This window comes from Aquimarina sp. 433 (genome assembly GCF_054054605.1).
On sequence record NZ_JBSWZK010000003.1, the window covers coordinates 185,496 to 211,076 of the forward strand.

Genomic DNA, 25,581 nt, shown 5'->3' on the forward strand with positions numbered 1-25,581 from the left:
GGTAATATGAAAGAAAAACATTTTATAAGTGTTTACTCAGGAAAGGAATCCTTCTTAGAAGACCATAAAGTCAATCAAGAAAAAGTTTTTCCAGGAGCAGCCTATTTGGAACTGGCCAGAGAAGCCGGAACTAGGGTGTTAAAAAAAGAGGTTACTGAGATTACCGAAATTATATGGTTAAGACCTTTTTTTGTTTCTAAGAGAAGTAACGAATTACACACCAAAATTAGTTTCGATACGGAAAACGCCTTTTTCGAAATATTTACAAAAATAGAGGATGAGGAAATTACTCATTGCCGCGGAAGATTAAACACAACCACAATTCCTAAATCGGGAAATAAGAATGCTGAAAACATTAGAAAACGGTTGTCAAATTCTATAAACAGGGAAGAAAGTTATGATGTTTTTGGAGAACTAGGTCTTACATATGGTCCAAGTTTAAAAGGGATACATCATATCTATTATAATCACGATGAGGTACTTACTAGGATATCGGTTCCTAATACTGAAAACTGTTTCCTGTCTATTGGAGTATTAGACAGTGCATTTCAAAGTTCTATTGGATTCGAGCTTTCTGAAAATCATAAAAATATTCAAATGCCTTATAGTATTGAGAAGTTATCAATTTATGAGGCATTACCCGAATCAATATGGTGTCATATCAAAAAAAATCAATCCCGAGAGAACATAGCATCTTACGATATTTCACTTTTTGATGACCAATATGAGTTTGTGAGGATTAAAAAATTTGTACCACTTACATATAAAGCATCAATTGAAAGACAACCAATTAGTAATGATGCATTATCAAATCAGCCTACTATTAATAACATTTCATATACTCCAGTATGGAATTCTATTCCATCCGGTTACGGGAGTTTTTTAGAATCAGATTGTAAACTTCATGGTTTAATCAATCTAGAAAATGTAACTCCGAGTCACTTTTTAAATACTTTGAAAAAAAGTTTAGTAGGACTAGGAAAAGAAGTTAAAGAAATAGAAGGGCTAAGTGCTCTTAACGAAGAAGTTACAGATGTTTATTTGTTGAATGCTATCACAAACAAGTCTGATAAAGATATTTGTAATTGGCACGAAAGTCCAGAACGCGAGGCATTCAATGTTATAAAGTTTTTACTAAATAATTTTAAGGATAGAGAGTTAAGAATAACTGTATTTACATCAAATGTTCAAAAAGTTTTCCCAGGTGAATCCATGAATATTTTTGGTAGTGGATTACCAGGTTTGATAGGTTCATTATCCAAGGAAAATCCTCGTTGGAGATTACGTTTTCTTGATATTGATAATGCAAAGTTATCTTCTAAAGAGCTTGATAAAATACTTCGGTTTTCAAATTATAGGAATGGAGAAGTGACTGCGTATCGAAAAGGACACTTTTACCAGAAAATGTTATGTCCGTTAAAACTTTCGGAGGAACTTCCTGGTAAAATAAGAAAAAATGGAACTTATGTTATTCTCGGAGGAGCAGGAGGAATAGGAAAGGTTACAAGTGAATATCTTCTTAAAAATTACGATGCACAATTAATTTGGTTAGGAAGAAGTAAGATTGATGATAAAATTGAAAGTAGTCTAAAGACTATGGAAGAATTTGGATCAAAACCAATCTATATACAATGCGATGTTAACGAAAAATCTAATTTGCAAATTGCTTATGATCAAATTAAGGAGATCTGTAAAGGAGTAAATGGTTTAATTCATTCAGCGATTGTATTAAATGATAAGCTTCTTGTCAATATGAGCGAGGACGACTTTACGAAAGCGTATCTTCCTAAATCTATAGGAACACATAATTTTATTGATGCTTTCAAGGACGAATCATTAGATTTTGTTTGTTTTTATTCTTCAGTGCAATCCTTTTGGAATGCTGCTGGTCAATCCAATTATTCCGCGGGATGTACATTCAAAGATTCATATGCAAACTATATCCGAAATACATATAATATACCTTCTTATACAATTAACTGGGGGTATTGGGGCGAGGTAGGAATTGTTCGTTCTAAAACGTATCAGGATCGAATGAAGCAATTAGGAATCGAAAGTGTTTCTGCAAATGAAGGAATGAAGATATTAGAGCTGGTGCTTTCTAATAACTTTGACCAAGTTGCTGCTGTAAAACTGGATGATAAAGGCAAATCTATGGTAGAAAATATCATGGATAAACAGGGATTGACTGAAATAGCTAGAACCACTTTTTTTACTAACGAATCACCTAAAGTAGAGGCTTTCCAGAGAAATGAAAGTATCGAAAAACTTTTCAGAGAAATATGTTTAAAAGGAGTACTACAAGTGTTACTCCAATTAGGTATTGATCGAAAGACACATAAAAATATTGAATTTAAAAACCTGAGAAGTTCTCTGGGGATTTTGGATTTATATGATCGTCTTTTTAATGAGTTAATTAGAGAAATCAAACTAGCAGGGTATGCCAGACTTATTGATGATAAATTAGTTTTGGATGAAGAGATAAAATTAGAATCCGAAAGGTTTTCATTGACAAAATCACTAAAAGACTTTGTAGTCGCAAACCCATCGTATAGTGCATATGCAAAATTGCTAAAAGCATGTTTAGAATCTTTTAATTCTATATGGACTGGTACAATCATTTCGACTGATGTACTTTTTCCAAGTGGAGATATTGATTTAGTAGGTGCGGTTTATAAGGACAATTATCAAGCTACCTATTTTAATGAGTTGTTATCAGAAACTACTTTAAGATTGGTTAAAGAAAGTTTGGAACAAAATGGCACAGAGGATAAAGTTAGAATTTTAGAGATCGGAGCAGGTACAGGTGGAACGAGTCAATATATTTTTGAAAAACTTGAATATTATCTAGATCGTGTTGAATATTGTTATTCAGATATTTCCAAAAGTTTCTTAATACACGCAGAGGATACTTTTAAAAGTGATGTTCCACATCTGTCGACCGCTATTTTCGACATAGAAAGAAACCCAATAGAGCAAAATTTACCATCAGGATATTTTGACATTGTAATTGGAGCGAATGTTATACACGCCACTAAGAACATTAAGAATACACTTCATAATATAAAAAATGTAACAAAAAAAGGAGGAATATTACTACTAAATGAATTAGCTAGTACAGAATTGTTTAGCAGCATCACTTTTGGTCTTTTGGAAGGATGGTGGAGTTATGAAGATGAAGAGATTCGTTTAGAAGGTAGTCCTGGACTTTCTCCAGAAAACTGGATACACATCTTACAAGAAGTAGGTTACGAAATGCCAAAATCTTATCCTGAACAATATGGATTACCACAGCAAATAGTTTTGGCTAAAAGTGATGGTAAAGTTCTTTTGCCTTTAGTTTCTGCAAGTAAGACTCCAAGCCAACCGACAAGTGAAAATTTGGTCAGAAAAAATGATAAAACTAATGCTAATATCACTTCAGAAATAGTAACCTATTTAATTCAAATTTTTTCTAGGGTATTAAAATTAGAAGAGCATAAAATAAACCCAGATATCTCATTTGATACTTTGGGGATAGATTCAATTTTGATAGGCGAATTGACTAAAGAGTTTTCAAAAGACTTCTTATCCATTACAACTACAAATTTTTTCGAATATCAAAATATCAAAGAACTAAGTACATACTTTTTCAAAAATCATCTGGATCATTTCACAAAGAGTAATAATAGTTTAGAACCAAGTACAAGTATAGGTCAAGTAGTGGAAGAAGATAGGAATATGCTTCCTAATAAAATCATAGAACCTAAAGTCAGTTCTGATGAAACACAAAACTCTTTTGGCACCATTGAAGATATTGCGATTGTTGGTTTGAGCGGCCGATATCCCGAGGCGCGTAATATGAATGAGTTTTGGGAAAATTTAAAACTTGGTAAAGATAGTATTACCCTAATTCCAAAGGATCGATGGAATATCGACGATTTTTATAATGAGGAAGAAAATCAACATCATCACGTAACCAGTAAATATGGAGGTTTTATTGATGGGATTTCCGAGTTTGATCCACTTTTTTTTAATATATCTCCTAAAGAAGCAGAGTTAATGGACCCTCAGGAACGGTTGTTTTTGCAAACGGTTTGGGAAGCCATAGAAGATTCTGGTTATAAGGTTAATGATTTGTCTAAAAGATCTGTAAATGGTTTAATTACAGGGGTGTATGTTGGAGTGATGTACGAAGAATATCAATTATATGGAGCGGAGAGTACAGCAAACGGACAACCTTTATCACTTGGAGGAAGTCCAAGCAGTATTGCAAATAGAGTATCATATTTTTGCGATTTCAATGGTCCAAGTATGGCTGTTGATACAATGTGCTCTTCATCATTGACCGCAATTCACTTAGCTTGTAATGACCTCCTTAATGAGACTGCAGATGTCGCTATAGCAGGAGGTGTAAATATTAGTATACACCCTAATAAATATTTAATGTTAAGTCAAAGCTCGTTTTTGTCGAAAAGAGGCAAATGTGAGAGTTTTGGCAGTAAAGGAAGCGGTTTTATTCCTGGGGAGGGCGTAGGAGCAATTGTACTAAAAAAATTAAGTCAGGCCGAAAGGGATAATGATCAGATATATGGTGTGATTAAAGGAACAGCGCTTAATCACGGAGGAAAAACCCATGGATATACCGTACCTAATCCTAATGCACAGGCAGAAGTGATAAAAAGAGCAATTCAAAAATCAAAAATAAATGTTGAAGATTTTAGTTATATCGAAGCCCATGGTACAGGAACAAGTTTGGGAGACCCTATTGAAATTTCTGGCTTAATAAAAGCTTTTCAGTCAGATAAAAAACAATTCTGCAGTATAGGATCTATTAAATCAAACATTGGACATTGCGAATCCGCTGCGGGAATTGCAGGAGTTACAAAAGTGCTATTACAGTTAAAGTATAAAAGTTTGGTTCCATCTTTACATTCAGCCGAACTAAATCCTGAAATTGACTTTGAAAATAGTCCCTTTAAAGTGCAGCAAAAACTTCAAGAGTGGAAAACAACAAATAACAAACCTCGTTTAGCAGGAGTTAGCAGTTTTGGAGCCGGTGGAAGTAATGCTCATATCATTATTGAAGAATATAAGCAAGAAAAAGCACAAGCTAATTTCCATGCTACTCCGTTAATTATTTTGCTATCAGCTAAAAATCTTGATGGTTTAAAAAATCAAGTTGTTAACCTTAAGGAATACTTGCTGTCTAATAAAAATATAGATCTTCATAAAGTAGCATATACGCTACAAGAGGGTAGACAAGAGATGTTCGTTCGTTTAGCTTTAATCGTACAAGATAGGGAAGACCTATTGCATCAATTGTCATCTTGTATAGATAAAGGTATGGAAGGTAGATTGTTTGGAGATATTAGAAATAACAAATTGGATTTATTTCTAGCAGGAAACGCAGGAGAAGCATACCTAAAACAAGCAATTGCAGATAAAGAAATACGTTCTATTGCACAATTATGGGTACTTGGTGTTGTAATAGATTGGGGATTGTTATACGCAGACGGAAAACCTGATAAAATTAGTTTACCAACTTATCCTTTTGCTAAAAGTAAGTATTGGTATCCAAAATCGGATGCAAAAATCAACAATCTGGAAAAACCTATTGAGTATTTACATCCGTTGTTGCACACGAATAGTTCAAGTTTTAATGAGCAAAAGTTTACCAGTTTTTTTACAGGAAAAGAGGATTTCTTCCAAGATCACAAGGTTCATGGAGATAAAATATTATCCGGTGTAGCTTATATAGAACTTGCAAGAAAAGCTGCACAATTATCAATTGATAAAAAAGTAACAAGTATTAGGGATCTTACCTGGGTGAGCCCTATAAAGGTTGAAAAGATAGCTAAAGAAGTACAGATTAGTTTATGGGAAGATGGGGATGATATAGTTTTTGAGGTATATTCTGAAACTAAACAAGATAAGCACTATCATAGCCATGGAATTATTGGTACAGAAACGCCTACGGTAACAAACCTGATTGATATTAATGAATTAAAGAGCGGGTTAACTAATTCAAAAAGTGGGGCAGAATGTTATGATTTTTTCAATTCCATGGGATTGTATCATGGTCCAAGTTTTCAGGGAATTCAGAATTTATTTTACAATGAGGAAGAATCACTTTCCAAAATAAGCCTTGCAAAAAATACAGATTACCTGCTTACTCCTGGAGTATTAGATAGCGCATTACAGACTTGTGTTGGGTTCAGCTTTGCTTCAGGAAATACAGAGTTGTTTTTACCATTCAGCGTAAAAGAAATTACTATATACGATGAGTTACCAAAAGATATTTGGTGTCTGGTTAGAAAAGCCCAAAATCAAGAACCCGGCGTAAAAATGAATTGTTACAACATTTATTTACTAGATGAAAATGGACGAATGCTAATTTCTTTTAGTGATTTTGTAACATTACCAGTTTCCGGACTCAATAGTCAAGAAAAGTTTAAAACAAATGACAATCCACAGATTCAACTATATAATAACGCTTGGAAAACTTCAAAAATAGTAGAAACATCTATTGAACCAGATCTTGGTGAAGTCCAAGAAATGATAATTGTTTTAGGTGATTCTGAACAATTAATATATGAAAAACTTGAAGAAAATCTTTCTTTAGAAGTAAAGTGGATCAATGAATCAACTGAGGAACGTTGTTTTCTGGAAATTTTTGAATTACTAAAAGAAATAACCTTAAAGGATCGGAGAACAAATTTATTATTTGTGAGTAAAAATTCTAGTCATTTAAACTACGAATTTTTATCTGGTCTATTAAAATCTGTAACCCAAGAAAATCCTAAAATTAATTTTAAGACGATTGGTGTAGATAGTCAATCGTTTAAAAGTGTAGGTAGATTAGTAGAAATAATAATTCAGGAAAAAACTAATTCGGATGCTGAAGTTCGTTACTCAGGAATAGAACGAAAAGTTAAAGTTTTACATCCATTAGTTCCAGAACCTTCCAAAAATTCCTTATCCATCAAAGAAGGAGGTGTCTATATAATTACAGGCGGCACAGGAGGTTTGGGTAGGATTTTTTCCAGATATATTGATGGTTTCAAGGATACGAAGATTGTTTTAACAGGTAGAAGAAATTTGATTTCTAAAGAGGATACTACTATCAATGAATTTCAAAACGCCTCTTATCTCCAATGTGATGTTGCGAACAAAGAATCAGTCGAAACATTAATTAATGAGGTGAAGAAAAAATATGGTAGGATAGATGGGATCATACATAGCGCTGGGATCACTCGGGATAACTTAATAATCAATAAGACCCATAAAGAAATATCAGAAGTATTTGCTTCAAAAATAACCGGAACTAAAAATATAGACGAAGTTACGAAGAATGAAAAATTAGATTTTGTAGTCTTCTTTTCTTCGATAGCTGGGGTTTTTGGAAATATCGGACAATGCGATTATGCTTCTGCAAATGCGTATATGGATCACTATGCAAACTATAGAAATAAAGAGAAAGTAAAAGGCAACAGGTATGGTCATACAATCAGTATAAATTGGCCTGTTTGGGAAGAAGGAGGAATGAAGGTTACTATGGATAAAGAAGAATTAAGAAGTAGATGGGGTATCATTCCTCTTCCAGAAAAGGAAGGGATATTATCTTTTATCGAAGCTCTTAATACTGGTTTAGTCAATGTTACTGTGGTTTATGGAGTAAAATCAGAATTGGAACAGAAACTTATTAATAGTGAACAAACTGAGAAAATAAAGAAAAAGAATAGTGAACCAATATTAGGTTTAGATATCCAAAAGTTGAAACAATTGTTGACCCAAAAGATAAAGAGCTTAGTCTCTGAATTACTTAAACTGGATTCCGACATTATTAGAATTACTGATGAGTTTGGAAGTTATGGCTTCGATTCAGTCTCGTTAACGAAATTATCTAACCACTTAAATGGTTTCTACAATATTGATTTAACCCCAACTGTATTCTTTAATCATCCAACTATTGATAAGCTTTCAAATTTTTTATTGGAGGATTATCAAGACGAGATATTTGGTAAATATGAGGTTACTGCTCAAAAATTAAATGGAAGCGGCAAGATTACGGAAAATACAACAGGGGATATTAAGATTACAGGAAAAAAAGAAATTCCAAGGTATTCACATATGTCAAAACGAAAAGTAGTCCTAAATAATCAAGAAAATCTTAAAAATGATCCAGTAGCCATTATTGGTGTTAGTGGTCGTTTCCCAGGATCGTCTGATATAAATAGTTTTTGGAATAATTTAAAAGAAAACAAAGACATGATTTCTGAAATTCCATCGGATAGATGGGATTGGGAAAAGTATTATGGGAATCCTTTAAAAGAAAAGAACAAGACACGATCCAAGTGGGGTGGATTTATTAAGGATATTGATAAATTTGATCCCTTGTTTTTTGGTATTTCTCCTTTAGAGGCTGAATTAATGGATCCTCAACAGCGGATTACCCTAGAGACTGTATATGCCTCACTTGAAGATGCAGGAATTTCTTTAAGTACTATTAAAGGAAGCAACACTGGTGTTTTTATTGGTTGTTCAAGTTCAGATTATAATCTTCTTATAAATCAGCATGCCGGATTAATTAATCAAACGCTTTCTACCACAGGAAATTCGCATTCAGTTTTAGTAAATCGAATATCTTATCTTCTGGATATTCATGGTCCCAGTGAACCTATTGACACTGCCTGTTCAAGTTCTTTAATTGCTATACATAGAGCGGTAGAAAACATTAGGTCCGGTAACTGTGAAATGGCGTTTGCCGGTGGTGTCAATGCACTACTTTCTCCTGTACAGACGTTGTCCTTCAGTCAAGCAGGTGTGTTAAGTGAAGATGGTAGATGTAAAACTTTCGATCAAAATGCTAACGGTTATGTAAGAGGTGAAGGCGTTGGTGTTGTACTATTAAAAAAACTAAGTAAAGCAGAGGCAGATGGAGATCATATTTATGGTGTAATTAGAGGTACTGCAGAAAATCATGGAGGTAGAGCTAATAGTATGACCTCACCGAATCCAAATGCTCAAAAAGATCTATTAGTAAAAGCATATGAAGATGCCAATATTGACCCGCGACATATAAGTTATATTGAAGCACACGGTACAGGAACTCCATTAGGAGATCCCATAGAAACAGAAGGGCTAAAATTGGCCTTTAAAAAACTGTATAAGCAACGAAACTTAGAGCAGCCTAGTCAACCTTTTTGTGCACTTGGTAGTGTAAAAACAAATATAGGTCATCTAGAGGCAGCAGCTGGTATAGCAGGTGTGATAAAAGTATTGTTATCCATGAAGCACAATACAATTCCAGGGAATCCAAATCTAAAGAAACCTAATGAATACCTGCAGCTTTCTAAGTCTCCATTTTATTTAGTAAAGGAAAGCAAAGATTGGATTACAGATAATAATGTTCCTAAGATTGCAGGAATTAGCAGTTTTGGAGCAGGTGGTAGTAATGCGCATATAGTTATCGAAGAGTATATAGCTAATAAAAATCATGAAAACACTAAAGTATCTCCTTCAATTATAATATTATCTGCAAAAAATAAATCAAGATTAGAGAAAAGAATCACAGACCTATTAGGTTATTTAGAAGATCATTCAGAAACGAATCTTAAACAATTAGCGTATACGTTGCAATTAGGCAGGGAGCCCATGGAACATAGAGTAGCTTGTATAGCATCTACTATAGAAGACTTAATACAACAATTACGTAGATATAGTATCGATAGTGAGCAGGATTTCTCATATGGTCGGGTAAAGAAGCAAAAAAAGGATGGATTTTCAGAAGGAGAATCGGAAACAAAGTATATTGATTATCTGATTGAAAATAAAGATAATGAGTCGCTTGCACAATTATGGCTCAAAGGAGAAGAGATTGACTGGTCCTTACTTTATACAGATTTCCGTCCCAATAAAATAAGTCTGCCAACTTATCCGTTTGATCGAGTTACCTGTTGGATTCCGCAAAATGAAAATGTAATTTCCGAATTTAAAGGTCAAAATAAATTACATCCCTTAGTACATCAAAATACTTCTAGCTTAGGAAAACTAAAATTTACAAGTGTATTTTCAGGAATAGAATCTTTTCTTAAAGATCACAAAGTAAAAGGAACTAAAATTTTACCAGGAGTAGCATATATAGAACTTGCCCAAAAGGCAGGTGAGCTATCTTTAAATAAGAAAATTACAGGAGTTAAAGATATAACCTGGATAAGCCCTTTTAGTACTTTAGAAAGCCCTAAAGAAATAAATATTCAAATCTATGAGGAAAAAGAAAATATATGTTTTGAGATATTTTCTGGACCCGAAAATAATAAGACAGTACATACCAAAGGAAAGCTACTAACCCTATCCAAAGAATCGAATGTAAAAAAGGATATCAATGCCATAAAATTGAATCTTTCAAATAAAAAAACTAAGAATGAATGTTATATAAAATTCAAAGAGTTAGGCATAGACTATGGCAGCACTTTTCAGGGGATTGAAGAGCTACATTATAATGAAGACGAAGCTTTGTCCAAAATAGTACTTCCTGTAATGGATGGCTATAGGTTATCACCCGGGATATTAGATAGTGCGCTACAAACCTGTGGAGGATTTAGTTTTATCCAAAGTGAGAACAAATTAGAACTACCTTTTAGTGCACAAGAAATTACCTTTTATCAGGAATTATCAGACATAACCTGGTGTCACCTAAAAAAGAACACCACGGTTAATAAAAAGGTAAATAGTTATAACATTGATCTTCTAAATAATAATGGAGAACTCGTTCTAAGTTTCAAAAACTTCACTACGCTACCTATTGATCGAAATGTTGAACCAAATAATGTGTCGAAGAAAGAAAATGCGTCTATACAGTTGTACCAATCTATTTGGAAAAAAACACTAATCAGTCATAAGAAAACTGATCAGAATGATGATGCTACTTCAACGGCTTTGATCCTAGTTTTAAATGGAGCAGCAGCTACAGCGGATTATCTTAAAAAAACAATGGAAATAGAAGTTATAGCTTTAAATGAAGACTCAGAACAGGAATATGTATCCAAAATCATTAAAACAATACAGCCTTTATTAAAATCAAAAAGATTATCTGATCTCACATTACTTTATGATAATACAGAATATGCTGAATTTGGATTTATAGCGGGACTGCTAAAGACACTTCAACAAGAAAAACCTGGTTTAAAAAGTAGGTTAATTGGTGTAAATGAACTCTCAATTACTAACATAAAATCAATCTCATCAATAATAGAGTACGAAATTGGACAATCTGATATAGAAGTACAATATATATCGGAAGAAAGACAGGTGAAATCCTTTATGCCAATCGAACTGCATGACTCTAAATCTGTTGTTTTCAAGGAAGATGGTGTGTATTTGGTAACAGGTGGAATGGGAGGTTTAGGAAAACTTATTGCAAATCATATTAGTAAGATCAAAACTGCTAAAGTTATTGTTGTCGGTCGAAGTCTACCTGATCAGGAAGTACTTAGCACATTATCCGCTTCAGGTAACGTAAAATATTTTCAATGTGATGTAGCACAAAAGAACGAGGTAATCTCGCTCATGAAAAAAATAAAAAGTGCATATAATCATTTAGATGGTATTATACATTGTGCAGGTGTTATCAGAGATAGTCTAATCGAGAATAAGACTGAAAACGAAGTGCTAGATGTGTTGTCTCCTAAAACAACAGGTGTAAAAAACTTGGATGAGGTTACCAAGGATCAGCCTCTTGATTTCTTTGCACTTTTCTCATCTGTTACTGCTATTATCGGAAATGTAGGTCAGGCAGATTATAGTGCTGCCAATGCGTATTTGGATTGTTTTGCAGATGAACGAAATTGTAAAGTCCATGAAGGTAAAAGAATAGGAAAAACCGTTAGTATAAACTGGCCATTATGGGCAGATGGAGGAATTAAAATGGATCCAATCTCCAAAAAATTCTTGAAAAATAAATGGGGCATGGAACCGCTACCCGCAGAATTAGGAATTAATTTATTTGAGTCGATTCTAAAGACCTCTTTAACTCAAGTAATACCAACTTTTGGAGATAAATATAAAATTGAGAAGGTGCTTCTGAGTAAAAAAAATACAGAAGCAGATGTTAAGCCATCCAATAGTACTGGATTTACGGTTTCTGATATAAAAAAGATAGTAGTCGAGATTTGCTCCGAACTATTAAAAATAAATCTAAAGGATATAGAAACCGAAGTTGAGTTTTCTGAGTATGGTGTGGATTCAATAATGATGATCAAAGTACTGGATGCGCTAGAATCAAAATTTAAAATAGCTATCGAGCCTACTGCGATTGTAAGTTACCCTACTATAGATTTGATATCGGAGTATCTAATTTCTGAAATTCAAGAATCTACGGCTAAAGACATATTAACTGAAGCATTTCCGGAAACCAATTTAAACGGCAATCAAGAAGAATCGCCAGAAACGATTTATGTAGAAGAAGAGAATCACGGTGCTCCAAAACAAGTAGCAATAATTGGAATGTCATGTAAATTACCTGGATCCGATAGCCTTGAGGAATTTTGGGAGCATTTAAAATCAGGAAAAGACTTGATTACGGATACACCCGATACAAGGTGGGACCCTTCTTTATATTATGCAAAGGAAGATAGGTTGGATAAAACGTATACAACCAAAGGAGGTTTCATCAATGACCCTGGTATTTTTGATGCAGAGTATTTCGGAATTAGCGATAAAGAAGCTATTTCAATGGATCCACAGCACAGAATTGCTTTACTGCTGGCAAGGGATTTATTTGCACAGGCAGGGTATAAAAAAGAAGAGGTTTATGACACGAAGACTGGGGTTTATATTGGTGCTAAGGATAATAATTACGTAAGAAATAACTATCACCTTCTTCCCGAAGGAGCCCATCAGCATACTGTAGTAAACAATATCAGTAATATGATTGCTGCCAGACTTTCAGACTTTTATAACCTCAAGGGAAAAAGTCAGGTGATTGATACTGCTTGTTCTAGTTCTCTTGTAGCAATTCATCAAGCTTGTGAAGATATATTGAATAACAAAGTGAACTTAGCAATAGCAGGTGGTGTTTCAATTATGGTTGATGCATTTGGACATATTGCTTTTAGTCAGGCTAAAGTCCTTTCCAGAGAAGGAAAAAGTTTTGTTTTTGATGAACGAGCATCAGGCTTTGTACTTGGTGAGGGAGGAGCTTTAATCTTGTTGAAAGATTATGAATCTGCCAAAAATGATGGTGATCAAATATTAGGAATCATAAAAGGGTCCTCGGTAAACAATGACGGTCAAACCATGGGATTAACTGTGCCAAATAAAGAAGGACAAAAAGATGTAATTAAAGATGCATTGCAAAAGTCTTCTATTTCTCCTGATGAAATAACTTATTATGAAGCTCATGGTACTGGAACGTTGTTAGGAGATCCTATAGAAATAAAAGCAGCAACAGAAATATATAATGAAGAAACTGCAAAAACACAGTATTGTGCATTGGGATCAGTAAAAAGTAATCTAGGCCATAATATGACCGCAGCGGGTGTCACAGGACTAATTAAAATTCTGCTACAAATGAAGTATAAACAATTAGTTCCTACGTTACATTGCGAAAATCCACATCCAAGATTTAAGTTTGAAACCTCACCCTTCTATCCAAATACATCCGTAAAAGATTGGAATCATGATCAGAAAATAGCAGCAATATCTAGTTTTGGTTTTGGAGGTACAAATTGTCACATGATTATTGAAGCTCCTTCTTCAGAAATAATATCAAAACGAAAAACACTAAAAACAGAATGGCTTTCCAGAAATTACTATTGGCTTGGAGATGAAATTATTAAAGAAAAAGTTGAAGAAAGTACAAATAAACAAATAATTGGAGAGCAATATTCTTACGGAGAGCCTTATCTAAGAGATCATAAGGTAAATGGAGATAGAGTAATCCTTGGAGTAACGTACCTATCTTTAATTCTAGATAAACTTCGCGAAAATGATAAGCAAATAATTAGCCTGGGAAGCCTATTGTTTAAAGATCCGGTAATACTGTATCCCGATGAGAAAACCATGGTTAGTGTTCATCTCAAGAACAACTTAATAGACGTCTTTAGTGAAAAATCTAAAACCAATCAGTTAAAAGTAGCTGAAGGAAAAATTATTGAAACGATCCCATCAAGAATAAAAGAAAATCTGATTGATGAAATTAATGAAGTCATTAACAATGCAAAAGAAATCATCGAAAAAGATAGCTTTTATGAAGAAGAAAATAAAAAATCGATTTATCAGGGAGATAGCCTAAAGGTAATCGATAAAATTTATGTTTCTGATAAGGGGTCCGTTGGAAAATTAAGACTTCCTGTAGGCGATGACAGTCATACCTATTCTTTGGTTCATCCTGCACTAATAAATGGTGCTTTAGTTAGTTGTTTAACATCTATTTCTGGTGAAACTCCATTTGTTCCATTAATGATTAAAAGTGTAAACATGTTCCATAAGGTGCATAAAGAATGTATATGCTATGGAACAATTGTAAAGAGTAACAGAGAAGTAATCGAGGTAGATATCGATATATGCTCAAGTCAGGGAGAGGTTCTCCTCGAAATAAGAGGTTTTGTATGTAAACGCATACCAAAAGTAAAGAAAACTATAGAGAACACTAAAGATGAGTCGATATCAACTAAATCAGAGATAAATGGTGAAAATTCTGCAGAAAACTTTATAAGAAATCTTCTTCAAAAAGTGGTAACAAAAGATATGAGTAAGGTTTCTTCTAAAAAGAATTTTATGGATATGGGGATAGACTCATCAGAACTGATTCAGTTGGTAAAAGTTATGGAGGATTCATTAGAAATAGAGTTATATCCAACTTTGTTTTTTGAATATCAAAACATTGCTGAATTGGCAGGCTATCTATCAGAACATAGTCAGGTTGATACCATGAATTAAATCTTTATGTAAGTGAAGAAACCAATGAAAAAGTAAAAAAGTTGATGTAATTCTTTGAAATAATCAAAAAAAATGAAGCCATTACAATTCGGTAAAAATATATCAAGCCAAAATCTTTGTGCAAAGTCAAATCAAATACAAGACGTAGCTATAGTGGGTATTCATGGAGTATTTCCTGGTGCTAGAAATAAGGATGATTTTTGGAAAGAACTCTATAATAAAACAGATTTAATCAAAGAAATCCCAACAGATCATTTTGATTATAAAACTTGGTTTGATCCACGACAAGGTATCGAGGATAAGATGTACTCGAAGTGGGGTAGCTTTATTGATGATATTGATAAATTCGATGCTGATTTTTTCAATATTACTCCTATAGAGGCAGAAGTAATGGACCCGCAGTTAAGGTATCTATTACAGGTTTTATATGGGACAATAGAAGATGCTGGAGCGATTAATGATATAAAAGGAAGTAATACAGGTTTGTATGTAGGAGTTTGTTTTCATGATTATGCACAAGAAATGAGCAGATTGAAAACAACAGTTAATCCACATGACGGAACTGGAAATGCTGCTACCATGTTAGCTAACAGACCTTCTTTTTATTTTGATCTAAAAGGACCTAGCATGGTAATAGATACTGCTTGCTCCAGTTCTTTAATTGCTTTGCACACTGCATTCAAAGCAATACAACAAGGAGAATGCGAACAAGCTCTTGTCGCAGGAGCAAATTTATTGCTCACATCATTACATTATCGATATTTCTGTAGTATCGGAGCATTATCTCCAACAGGTAGATGTCACACTTTTGATAGTCAGGCAGATGGGTATGTTCCTGGTGAAAGTGTTGCGGCAGTAATGATGAAACCTTTAGAGAAAGCTATAGCCGATAATGACAACATATATGCAGTTATTAAAGGAAGCGCAACTACGCATGGAGGATATACCCCTTCAATAACAGCACCTAGTGTTGACGGAGAAGTAAATGTTTTATTAAAAGCTTGGGAAGATGCAGAAATAAACCCGAATACTATCGGATATATTGAAGCCCATGGAACTGGAACAAAATTAGGAGATCCTGTAGAGATAAATGCATTAAAAAAGGCATTTAAAAAACATACTGAAAACACCGATTTTTGCGCAATTGGATCTGCAAAAGCACATGTTGGACATACAGAAGGTGCAGCAGGAATTGTTGGAGTAATAAAGGCTATTTTATCCATAAAGAACAGGGAAATTCCTGCCATGCCAAAGTTTGAGAGTTTAAACCCGTATATAAATTTAAATGATTCTCCTTTCTATATTAATCAGGAACCTATCGACTGGATTACAAATGATCAGCATCCTTTGAGAGCAGGGATTAGTAGTTTTGGTTTTGGAGGAGCTTATGCTCATATGGTGATAGAAGAATATTTACCAAAACAAAACCACAGTTATAGAAGTGAGGAACCTGCGGTAATTATTCTATCAGCTAAAAATAAAGATCAGCTAAGTGCGAATGTTAGAAATCTTAAGTTATTTCTAGAATCTAATAAAGATCTGAATATTCATGATATAGCTTATACCTTGCAAATTGGAAGGGAGCCAATGGAAGAAAGGTTTGGTGTTGTGGTTTCTAATACTAATGAATTGATTCAAAAATTAGAAACCTATTCCGAGGGAATACAAAATAATGCACCAAAAAGCAATAATATTTCTGAAAACGAGTCAGCGCATAAAAAACATGGGGAGCTATTGGATTCCTGGTCTAAACGAGTATCAATAGATTGGAGTTCTTTATACCCAGAAGAAACACCTTCCAAGATAAGTTTGCCAACCTATACCTTTGCTAAAAACAGGTATTGGTTTTCCAACTCAAACATAGTAGAATCGGAAGATAACCAAAAGATACATCCACTATTACATATAGGAAAAGAGAATACAGAAAACTTAATTTTCGAAAGTACTTTTAATGGAAACGAATCTGTTTTTAACGATCATCAGGTAAGTGGAGATAAAGTCTTACCAGGAGTAGCTTTTATTGAGTTAATAAGAGCAACAGGAGAAGAAGTTAGTAAAAATGAAGTTTTTCAAATCAAAGATTTAACCTGGACAACTCCAATTGTCGTAGAAGACGACTTTAAGCAAATACAGATTAGAAATACGACAGGTAGAAAAAACATTAATTGTGAAATAACCAGTATTGCTGATCATAAGGAAATTCTACACTGTACCAGCAAAATAGTCCTAGGTAATATCGACAGAAACCCCAAAAGAATTGATGTAAAAACGATAATTTCCGAAAGTTTAAACGAAATTTCAGGAAAAGAAGTTTATCAAAATTTCTATGAAGAAGGACTGCATTTAGGCGAAACATTTCAAGGAGTAGAACGAATTTATGTAGGTGATTCTTATGCTTTTTCAAAGATAAACCTTCCGTTAATTGACGGTTATAAATATACGCCAGGAATCCTTGATAGTGCATTGCATACGATTTATGGGCTGGCTACATCACATGGTGCATCTTATTCATTATCCTTTCCTTATCACGTAAATGAAATCAACTTTTATAAAAGTTTTGAAGATGTTTCTCAGTTTTGGGGACTAGTAAGAAAAAGCAATGGTGTTACATCTGATGAGAATATAACATCTTATGACATAGATTTAATGGATCAGGACGGACAGGTGCTCTTAAGTTTTAAAAACTTTGTAGCCTTACCGGTTGATGCCGCTATACAAAACTCAGAAGATTCTGGTCAATTCTCAAAAACTAATAAAGAATCAATATGTTACATTCCTATTTGGGATGAGATTCGTCAACGAAATAAATCGGTAGAAGATAAAAACGAAAAGATAGTACTTCTTGGTCATAATAATATAGATGATGAGTTTGTACAATCTATGAAGAAATCTCTTAACGATCTGGAATCCGAAATTGTTTTTCAAGAAAAACTAAATCATATTCCGGATCGAATAAGTAATATCTATTTTTTACATGGCATTTCTGAGTATAAGCACAAAAGAGATTTCAGTTATGTAGAAAAATCACTATTTCAAACAATAAAGTACTTGATATCTAATCATAGTCAGGATAGGTTGAAATTAACATTTTTCACGTGTAATACTCAAAAAGTTTCTGTAGAAGATAAATCATCAGTTTTTGGAGCAGGTATCCCAGGATTAGTAGGTTCATTAGCCAAAGAACAGACAAATTGGAAAATCAGAATGATTGATTTCCAGGGTGTTCATCAGGATTTTAACGACATAAAGAAATCTTTAGAATTGCCTTATGATCGCTCGGGTGAATTAATTTGTTATAAGAGAGGTTCCTTTTTGGAAAGAAAACTATATCCAATGGATCTTCAGGATCATTATCCTAGTAGATTTAGAAAAGATGGTGTTTATGTTATTCTGGGTGGTTCTGGAGGAATTGGTCAGGAAACCACAAAGTATTTGGTGAAAAAATATAATGCTCAAATTATTTGGTTAGGCAGAAGTCCTCTAAATAAGACGATAGAAACAAACCAAAATAAAATTGAACTTCATGGAAAAAGACCACAGTATATACAATGTGATGCTTTAGAAAGACTAGATGTATTTAAAGCTTATGATAAGATCAAGGCAAACTTTCCTACTATTCATGGATTATTTCATTCTGCATTAGTTCTTAATGATATGAGATTGGAGAATATGGATGAGTCAAATTTTGCAAAATCATTTTTACCAAAATCCCTTGGAAGTCATAATTTTATAGAACCATTTTTAAACGAGCCACTTGATTTTATATGTTTTTATTCTTCAGTACAATCTCAGTGGAATGCCATGGGGCAATCAAATTATTCTGCAGGATGTACCTATAAAGACACCTATGCGAGACATATAGAAGAACATTATGGAATACCTGCTTATGTGATTAATTGGGGGTATTGGGGAGAAGTAGGTGTTGTAAGCTCTAAGGATTACGAAAGTAGGTTTTCTCAAAGTGGTATAGGTAGTATTTCTGCAAATGAGGGGATGGAAGTATTGGAATTGGTTTTGTCCAATAAGAAGCGACAGATAGTATCGATTAAACTAAGTGAAAAAGCAAAATCATTAGTCGATAATATTTCAAGAGACAAAAAATTCAAAGAATTATCAGGTTTATCATCCCTATCACTTGAGAAAATGGATATTCCATATTATTCTTTTGATAAAAATATTCAAGATCAATTTCAAAAATACTGTTCTAACGCTTGCTTTCAGGTTTTGATTGATATGGGATTAAAGGATGCTTTTGAAACCAGAAATAGTCTTAGTCAATATTTAGAGTTTTTAGGGATAGCACATAAATATGAGCGTTTATTTAAAGAGCTAATCAGAAACTTCTTGGAGATTGGATACGTTGTAGAAGAAAAAAATATAATTAAAATTGATCCTATCGCTTTCAAAGAACTTAAAAAGTTTGAAACAGAAAATGATACTTTTTTACCAGGATATAAACCTCATAAAAGGCTTGTTGATCAATGCATTACATATTTTGATAAAGTACTAAGAGGAGAAATAGCAGCTACGGATATTGTTTTTCCTAATGGTAGTTCAGAATATGTTAGTGAAGTCTATAAAGATAATAATCAAGCGGATTATTTTAATAATCTCATAGCGGATAGCATTGTAAAAACAGTTTCAGAAAGAATAAAAAAAATAAAGAAAGGAGAAAAGATTAATATTCTTGAAGTAGGAGCTGGTACAGGAGGAACAAGTCAGGTAGTTTTTGATAGATTACAACCCTATGCCCAATTTTTGAATTATGTATATACAGATATTTCAAAGAGCTTTTTACTTCAGGCTGAAAGTAACTTCCAGCATAAGGCTCCCTATATGTCTACAGCTATTTTCGATATTGAAAAGCCGGCTTCTTCTCAGAATATTCCTCTAGGTTCATTCGATATTGTCATAGCCGCTAATGTTGTCCACGCAACTAAAAATATTAAAAACACATTACATAATATTAAAGCTGTTCTTAAAAAGCATGGACTACTATTTTTAAATGAACTTAAGGGAAATGAATTGTTTACAACATTAACTTTTGGTTTGCTAGATGGATGGTGGCTTTTTGAAGATGAAGAAATAAGAGAAAAAGGAAGTCCAGGCCTATCACCCGATAATTGGTTATTCGTTTTGGAATCAATAGGTTTTATGGACACTTCTATTTATCCTGAGAATAATAATTTGTCGCAACAAATGATAATCACCAAAAGTGATGGATATATAAGAACCATAAATGACACTATAAATGATCAGAAAATCGCAGAAGAAAAGGTAAATAAGCCACGAAAGCATGCCAATGATGTCGACCAAACCTTACAAGATAGATTAAAGAATATTGCCGCAGAAACCATAAAATATGATAAGGATAATTTCGAGATTAGTAAACAATTTATGGATTATGGTTTTGATTCTATTCTGGGGGCATCCCTTATTAAAAATATAAACGAGCAATTAAAAATAGAATTAAGTCCGGTAGATATTTTTAATTATCCTAATATCCAAACATTATCAGAATATATTGGACAGACATATTCAGACGCTATTTTATTCAATGATGATGCAGTACCTAATGTAGAAGTTACGAATCAGCAGAGCATCGAGGACCTTAATACAATGGTTCCTCCTGAAACTAGTACGAGTAGTTTTTCCAATAATGGATCAAAGACAAAAAACAATAGTGATATTGCTATTATTGGAATGAGTGGTCAGTATGGACGAGCTAGAGATCTTGAAGAATTTTGGACTTTTTTAAAAGAAGGGGAAAGTTTAGTAGAAGAGGTTCCAAGTAGTAGATGGGATTTTAATCAACATTATAGCCCAGATAAAGAAGATAAGGACAAAACTTATAGCAAGTGGGGTAGTTTTTTAAGAGATATTGATAAGTTCGATCCTTTATTTTTTGGTATCTCAGGTGCGGAGGCAGAAATGATGGACCCACAGCAACGGCTATTTTTAGAACATTGTTGGAAAGCAATTGAAGATGCTGGAATAGATCCTAAAACATTATCAGGAACTAAATCAGGAGTCTATGTTGGAGCTAGTACCGGAGATTATTTGTCATCAGTTGAGGATATACCAGCTTCTGCATTTTGGGGCAATTCTAGTTCAATTTTGGCTTCTAGAATTTCTTACTTTTTGAATTTAAAAGGACCGGCTGTACCTATTGATACTGCATGTTCCAGCTCTTTAGTTGCTCTCGATATGGGCTGTAAGAGCTTAATTAATATGGAGTCTGATCTTATTATAACCGGTGGGGTGAATGTAATGACTACTCCCAATTTTTACAAGCTTTCAAGTCGAGCGGGAATGTTATCCCCAGATGGAAAATGTTATTCATTTGATAGTAGAGCTAATGGTTTTGTCCCGGGAGAAGGAGTAGGGGTTATCGTTATGAAGCGCTTATCGGATGCCGAAAGGGATGGGGATCGAATTTATGGTGTTATAAAAGGAAGTGTAACAAATCAAGATGGTACTTCAAACGGAATTTTGGCTCCAAGCGTATTATCTCAAACTTCCTTAGAAAAAGAAGCGTACGAAAAGTTTGCTATCAACCCAGAATCTGTTACGTACGTAGAAGCACACGGTACAGGAACTGAATTAGGAGATCCAATTGAATTTGAGGCACTTAAAAACACTTTTGAATCATATACAAGTAATAAACAATTTTGCTCTATTGGAAGTGTGAAAACTAATATTGGTCACACGCTGATGGCGGCAGGAATTGCTGGGGTTATAAAAGTGTTATTATCTATGAAATATCAAAAGATACCCCCTTCTCTAAACTTTAGCCAACCGAATCCGTTAATAGATTTTGAAAACAGCCCTTTTAAAATACAAGATAAACTGACGTTTTGGGAACCAGCTGGTGCAAATGCCAGAAGAGCTTCAGTTAGTAGTTTTGGGTTTAGTGGTACAAATGCATATGTACTATTAGAAGAATATCTCCCGAAATCTTCCTATAAATACGCTAGCTCAGAACAAGGGATTTTTATTTTATCTGCAAAAAATAAAACGGGATTAAAAAAACAAGGGTCAAACTTATTGAACTTTTTAAACGATAATCCTAATACTTCTTTTTTTGATATTGCTTACACCCTGCAATCAGGAAGGGAGTCCATGGATGAAAGGTTGGCCATAATCGCTAATAGCATTGAGCATCTAAAGAATCAACTTAAAAAGTATGTTTCTGATACATCTGGAACATTGATTTTTACAGGAAATGTAAAGAAATCTATTCCTGGTTTTCAACCTGAAAAAAAGGATTTAGAAAAATATATTGAGAATAGAGAACTAAGTGCTTTAGCAGAGTTTTGGATAAATGGAATCAACGTTGAATGGGAAAAGCTATATAATAACCCAAGACCAAATAAAATAAGCTTACCAACCTATCCATTCTCAAGAGGTCGATTCTGGAAGCATAGTTCATTAGAGTTAGATCAGTTAAAAAATGAAAATGTAAGTAATGAAGATCACACTGTAAAGAAGCTTCAGTTATTTCAAAAAGAATGGGTGCCATTTACCCTGGAACATACGAAAAACTTACCAGGTTTGACATTAGTAGTAAGTGACGGTTCGAGTACATCATTGATAAAAGAATTAGAAAGGAGTATAGAAAGAATTTTAGTTGTTTCATCGATTGAGGAGGTTTTGGAAATAGAAAATGTGGTTGGACTTATTGATATTACTCCTTTAGAAGACCAAAAGAAAAATAACTACAGATCCGTAGAGCTACTACAAAATATCATAAACCAAACTAAATACGATAAATTGAAGTTGTTGATAGTTAGTTCTTTGGAAGGAAGACTTACTGGTGCAGTATATTTTGGAGTATACCATATGCTTCAAGCAGAGTATTCAAAAGTTTGTAGTACGCATATAGAAATTGAAGAAAATTCTCCTCTTAACCAAAGTCAACGAATAGTAGAGGCCTATCAAAGTAATTCAGAGTATACACAACTTAGATTTAGAAATGGAAATTGGTTGCATCCGATTTTAGAAACTGTTCATACAGAAAAAAAGAAAAGAGTAGAAATTACAGGGACGGTTTTAATAACTGGAGGAACAAGAGGTTTAGGAATGGCCTGCGCTAAACATTTAGTAGAACAGTACAATATCAAAAAACTTGTTCTGATGGGTAAAGAAAGGCTTCCAGATCGAGATCAATGGAAAGACTATATGAATACCAATTCTAGAATAAGCTCGAAAATTAAGGATATTGTTTATTTAGAAAGTAAAGGAGCTAGAGTTAGAGTTTTGTATGATTCTTTATCGGATAAAGTTCAATTGTCTGATTCATTGAGAAGTATTAAATCAGATTGGGGAAATATAGAATTATTGCTGCATGCTGCTGGTAGTGTGGATACGGATACACCTGGATTTCTAAATAAATCGATTGAGAATATAGAAAAGATATTGCAGCCCAAAGTGTCTGGCTTAAATAATCTTCATGAGGTACTAAAAGATCATGATCTTAAGTATGGAATTTTATTTTCTTCAATTTCAGCACTGATACCGAGGTTAGGAACCGGACAAAGTGATTATGTGATGGCCAATAGCTATATGGATTATTTTGCCAATTATCAGCAAATGAATGGTCATAATTATATGAGTATACAATGGCCAAGTTGGAAGGAAGGAAGCATGCAAGAAATCAAAGGGAGTATCTATGAGAGATTAGGTTTTTTATCTATTTCAAAAGACGCAGGGTTAGCTGTTTTGGATAATTTATTATCGGAGAACTTGCCTTACCCAGTTGTTTTTCCGGCAGTATATAACACCTCAATATTCAATAAAGAAAATATATTAAAAATCCCTGAAAGAAAGAAAATAAGGAATATCCAAGTAAGAAAAAAGAGTGAATTTAAAGCAGCAGAATGGTTACAAAATTTAATAAGTGAAGTCTTAAAATTACCGGTTGAAGATCTGGGCCTAAATGTACCTTTTCAGGAATTTGGAGTTGATTCAATCTTGTTGGTACAACTTATCAAAAGCATAGAATCTAAGATGGGAAATATTAGTATTTCTCCAACCGTTGTTTTGGAAAACCCAACTATTTCTGAGCTGAGTGATTATTTACTAAAAGAATATCCAAACTTTTCGGGTAATGATGATCAAATAAATATTTCCGAAATACCGAAAAACTCTATAAGTCATGATAAAACTAGAGAAGAAGAACAGTTAGCAAAATCACCGGAAACCACCCCATCTAATGAATCTATTGCAGTAGTAGGGATGGCATGTCATTTTCCGGATGCTAGAAATATCAATGAGTATTGGAATAATCTTAAAAAAGGAAGAGATAGTATTAAGTTAGTTCCTAAGGAAAGGTGGGATACTAATGAGCATTATGATAGTCAACCGAATACCGAAGGTAAGAGTATTAGTAAATGGGGTGGTTTTTTGGATAATATTGAGGATTTTGATCCAGCGTATTTTGGAATCGATGAAACTCTAGCATCACAAATAGATCCCTTACAAAGACAATGGTTGGAGGTAAGTATAGAAGCAATTCAAGATTCAGGACATTCTTTAAAACAACTTTCTGGTAAAAAGATAGGTGTATATGCAGGAAGTAGAGTAAGTACTTTTAAAGATAAAATAACGGATCCTTGTAAAGATTTTATTGTTGGAACGGGTCAAAATTTTATTGCAGCCCACCTAGCTCATATATACAATTTTAAGGGACCAAATATGGTAGTTGATACTGCCTGTAGCAGCTCTATAACTGCTATAGACCTTGCGGTTAAAGGGCTCTTAAATGGGGAAACTGAAATAGCCTTGGCAGGAGGAGTTGATATTATTTTAGATGAAAAAATATTTATATCTCTTACCAAATCTGGTGTGCTTTCTCCAGACGGAATAAGCAAAACATTTGATGAAAGTGCCGATGGTACAGGTTTAGGAGAAGGTTGTGGTGTCTTAGTTCTGAAAAAAATGAGCGATGCTATTAATTCTGGAGATAAGATTTATGGAGTAATCGATAGTACATCATTAAATAATGATGGAAGAACTATGGGTATAACTACTCCTAACCCAAAAGCACAAGAATCCTTGTTGGAAGATGCGATCACCAAAAGAAGTATAGACCCTACTTCGATTAGTTATATCGAAACTCATGGAACTGGGACACTAATTGGAGATCCTATAGAACTAAAAGGTATAACCAGAGTTTTAGAGAAATATACCGATCAAAAACAAATATGTGGAGTAGGAAGTGTAAAAAGCAATTTTGGACATTTACTAAGTGCTGCAGGAGTAGCGGGAGTGATTAAAACACTTTTGTCTATAAGTGCAGGACAGATTCCGCCAACCCTTCATTGTACCAGACCTAATCGTAGATTCGAATTTAAGAATTCTCCCGTATATCCCGTTAGAGAACTTCAAGATTGGACAGGAGTAAACAATATAAGAAGAGCTGGAGTAAGTGCATTCGGGTTAGGAGGGAATAATGCTTTCATATTACTAAGTAATGAAGGAATTCCTGAGAACAACAAAATCAAACCGCCTTTTCAAGTTCCTGACATAAATTATAACCGAAAAAGATATTGGCCAGAAGAAAAAACCAGTGCCGAAATAGATACTAATATGGATGCGGAGGCTATAATAAAAGAAGAGGAAGCTTTTAATAAATACTTGAATTTTGAAACAAACTGA

Annotated in this window: 2 protein-coding genes; both read left to right on the plus strand. The window is 33.7% G+C overall.

The annotated features are described in order from the left end of the window. Positions 1-6: 6 nt before the first annotated feature. Positions 7-14,922, plus strand: a complete 14,916-nt coding sequence (locus ACWNT5_RS07620) for an SDR family NAD(P)-dependent oxidoreductase (RefSeq protein WP_456517017.1) — start codon at positions 7-9, stop codon at positions 14,920-14,922. A 72-nt stretch (positions 14,923-14,994) separates the two neighbouring features. Next, entirely contained in the window at positions 14,995-25,581 is a 10,587-nt protein-coding gene (locus ACWNT5_RS07625) for an SDR family NAD(P)-dependent oxidoreductase (protein ID WP_456517018.1), read from the plus strand.

Bases quoted from the DNA above. Each gene is read 5' to 3' on its own strand.
- ACWNT5_RS07620 (WP_456517017.1), top strand. From the start codon at position 7: ATGAAAGAAAAACATTTTATAAGTGTTTACTCAGGAAAGGAATCCTTC.
- ACWNT5_RS07625 (WP_456517018.1), top strand. From the start codon at position 14,995: ATGAAGCCATTACAATTCGGTAAAAATATATCAAGCCAAAATCTTTGT.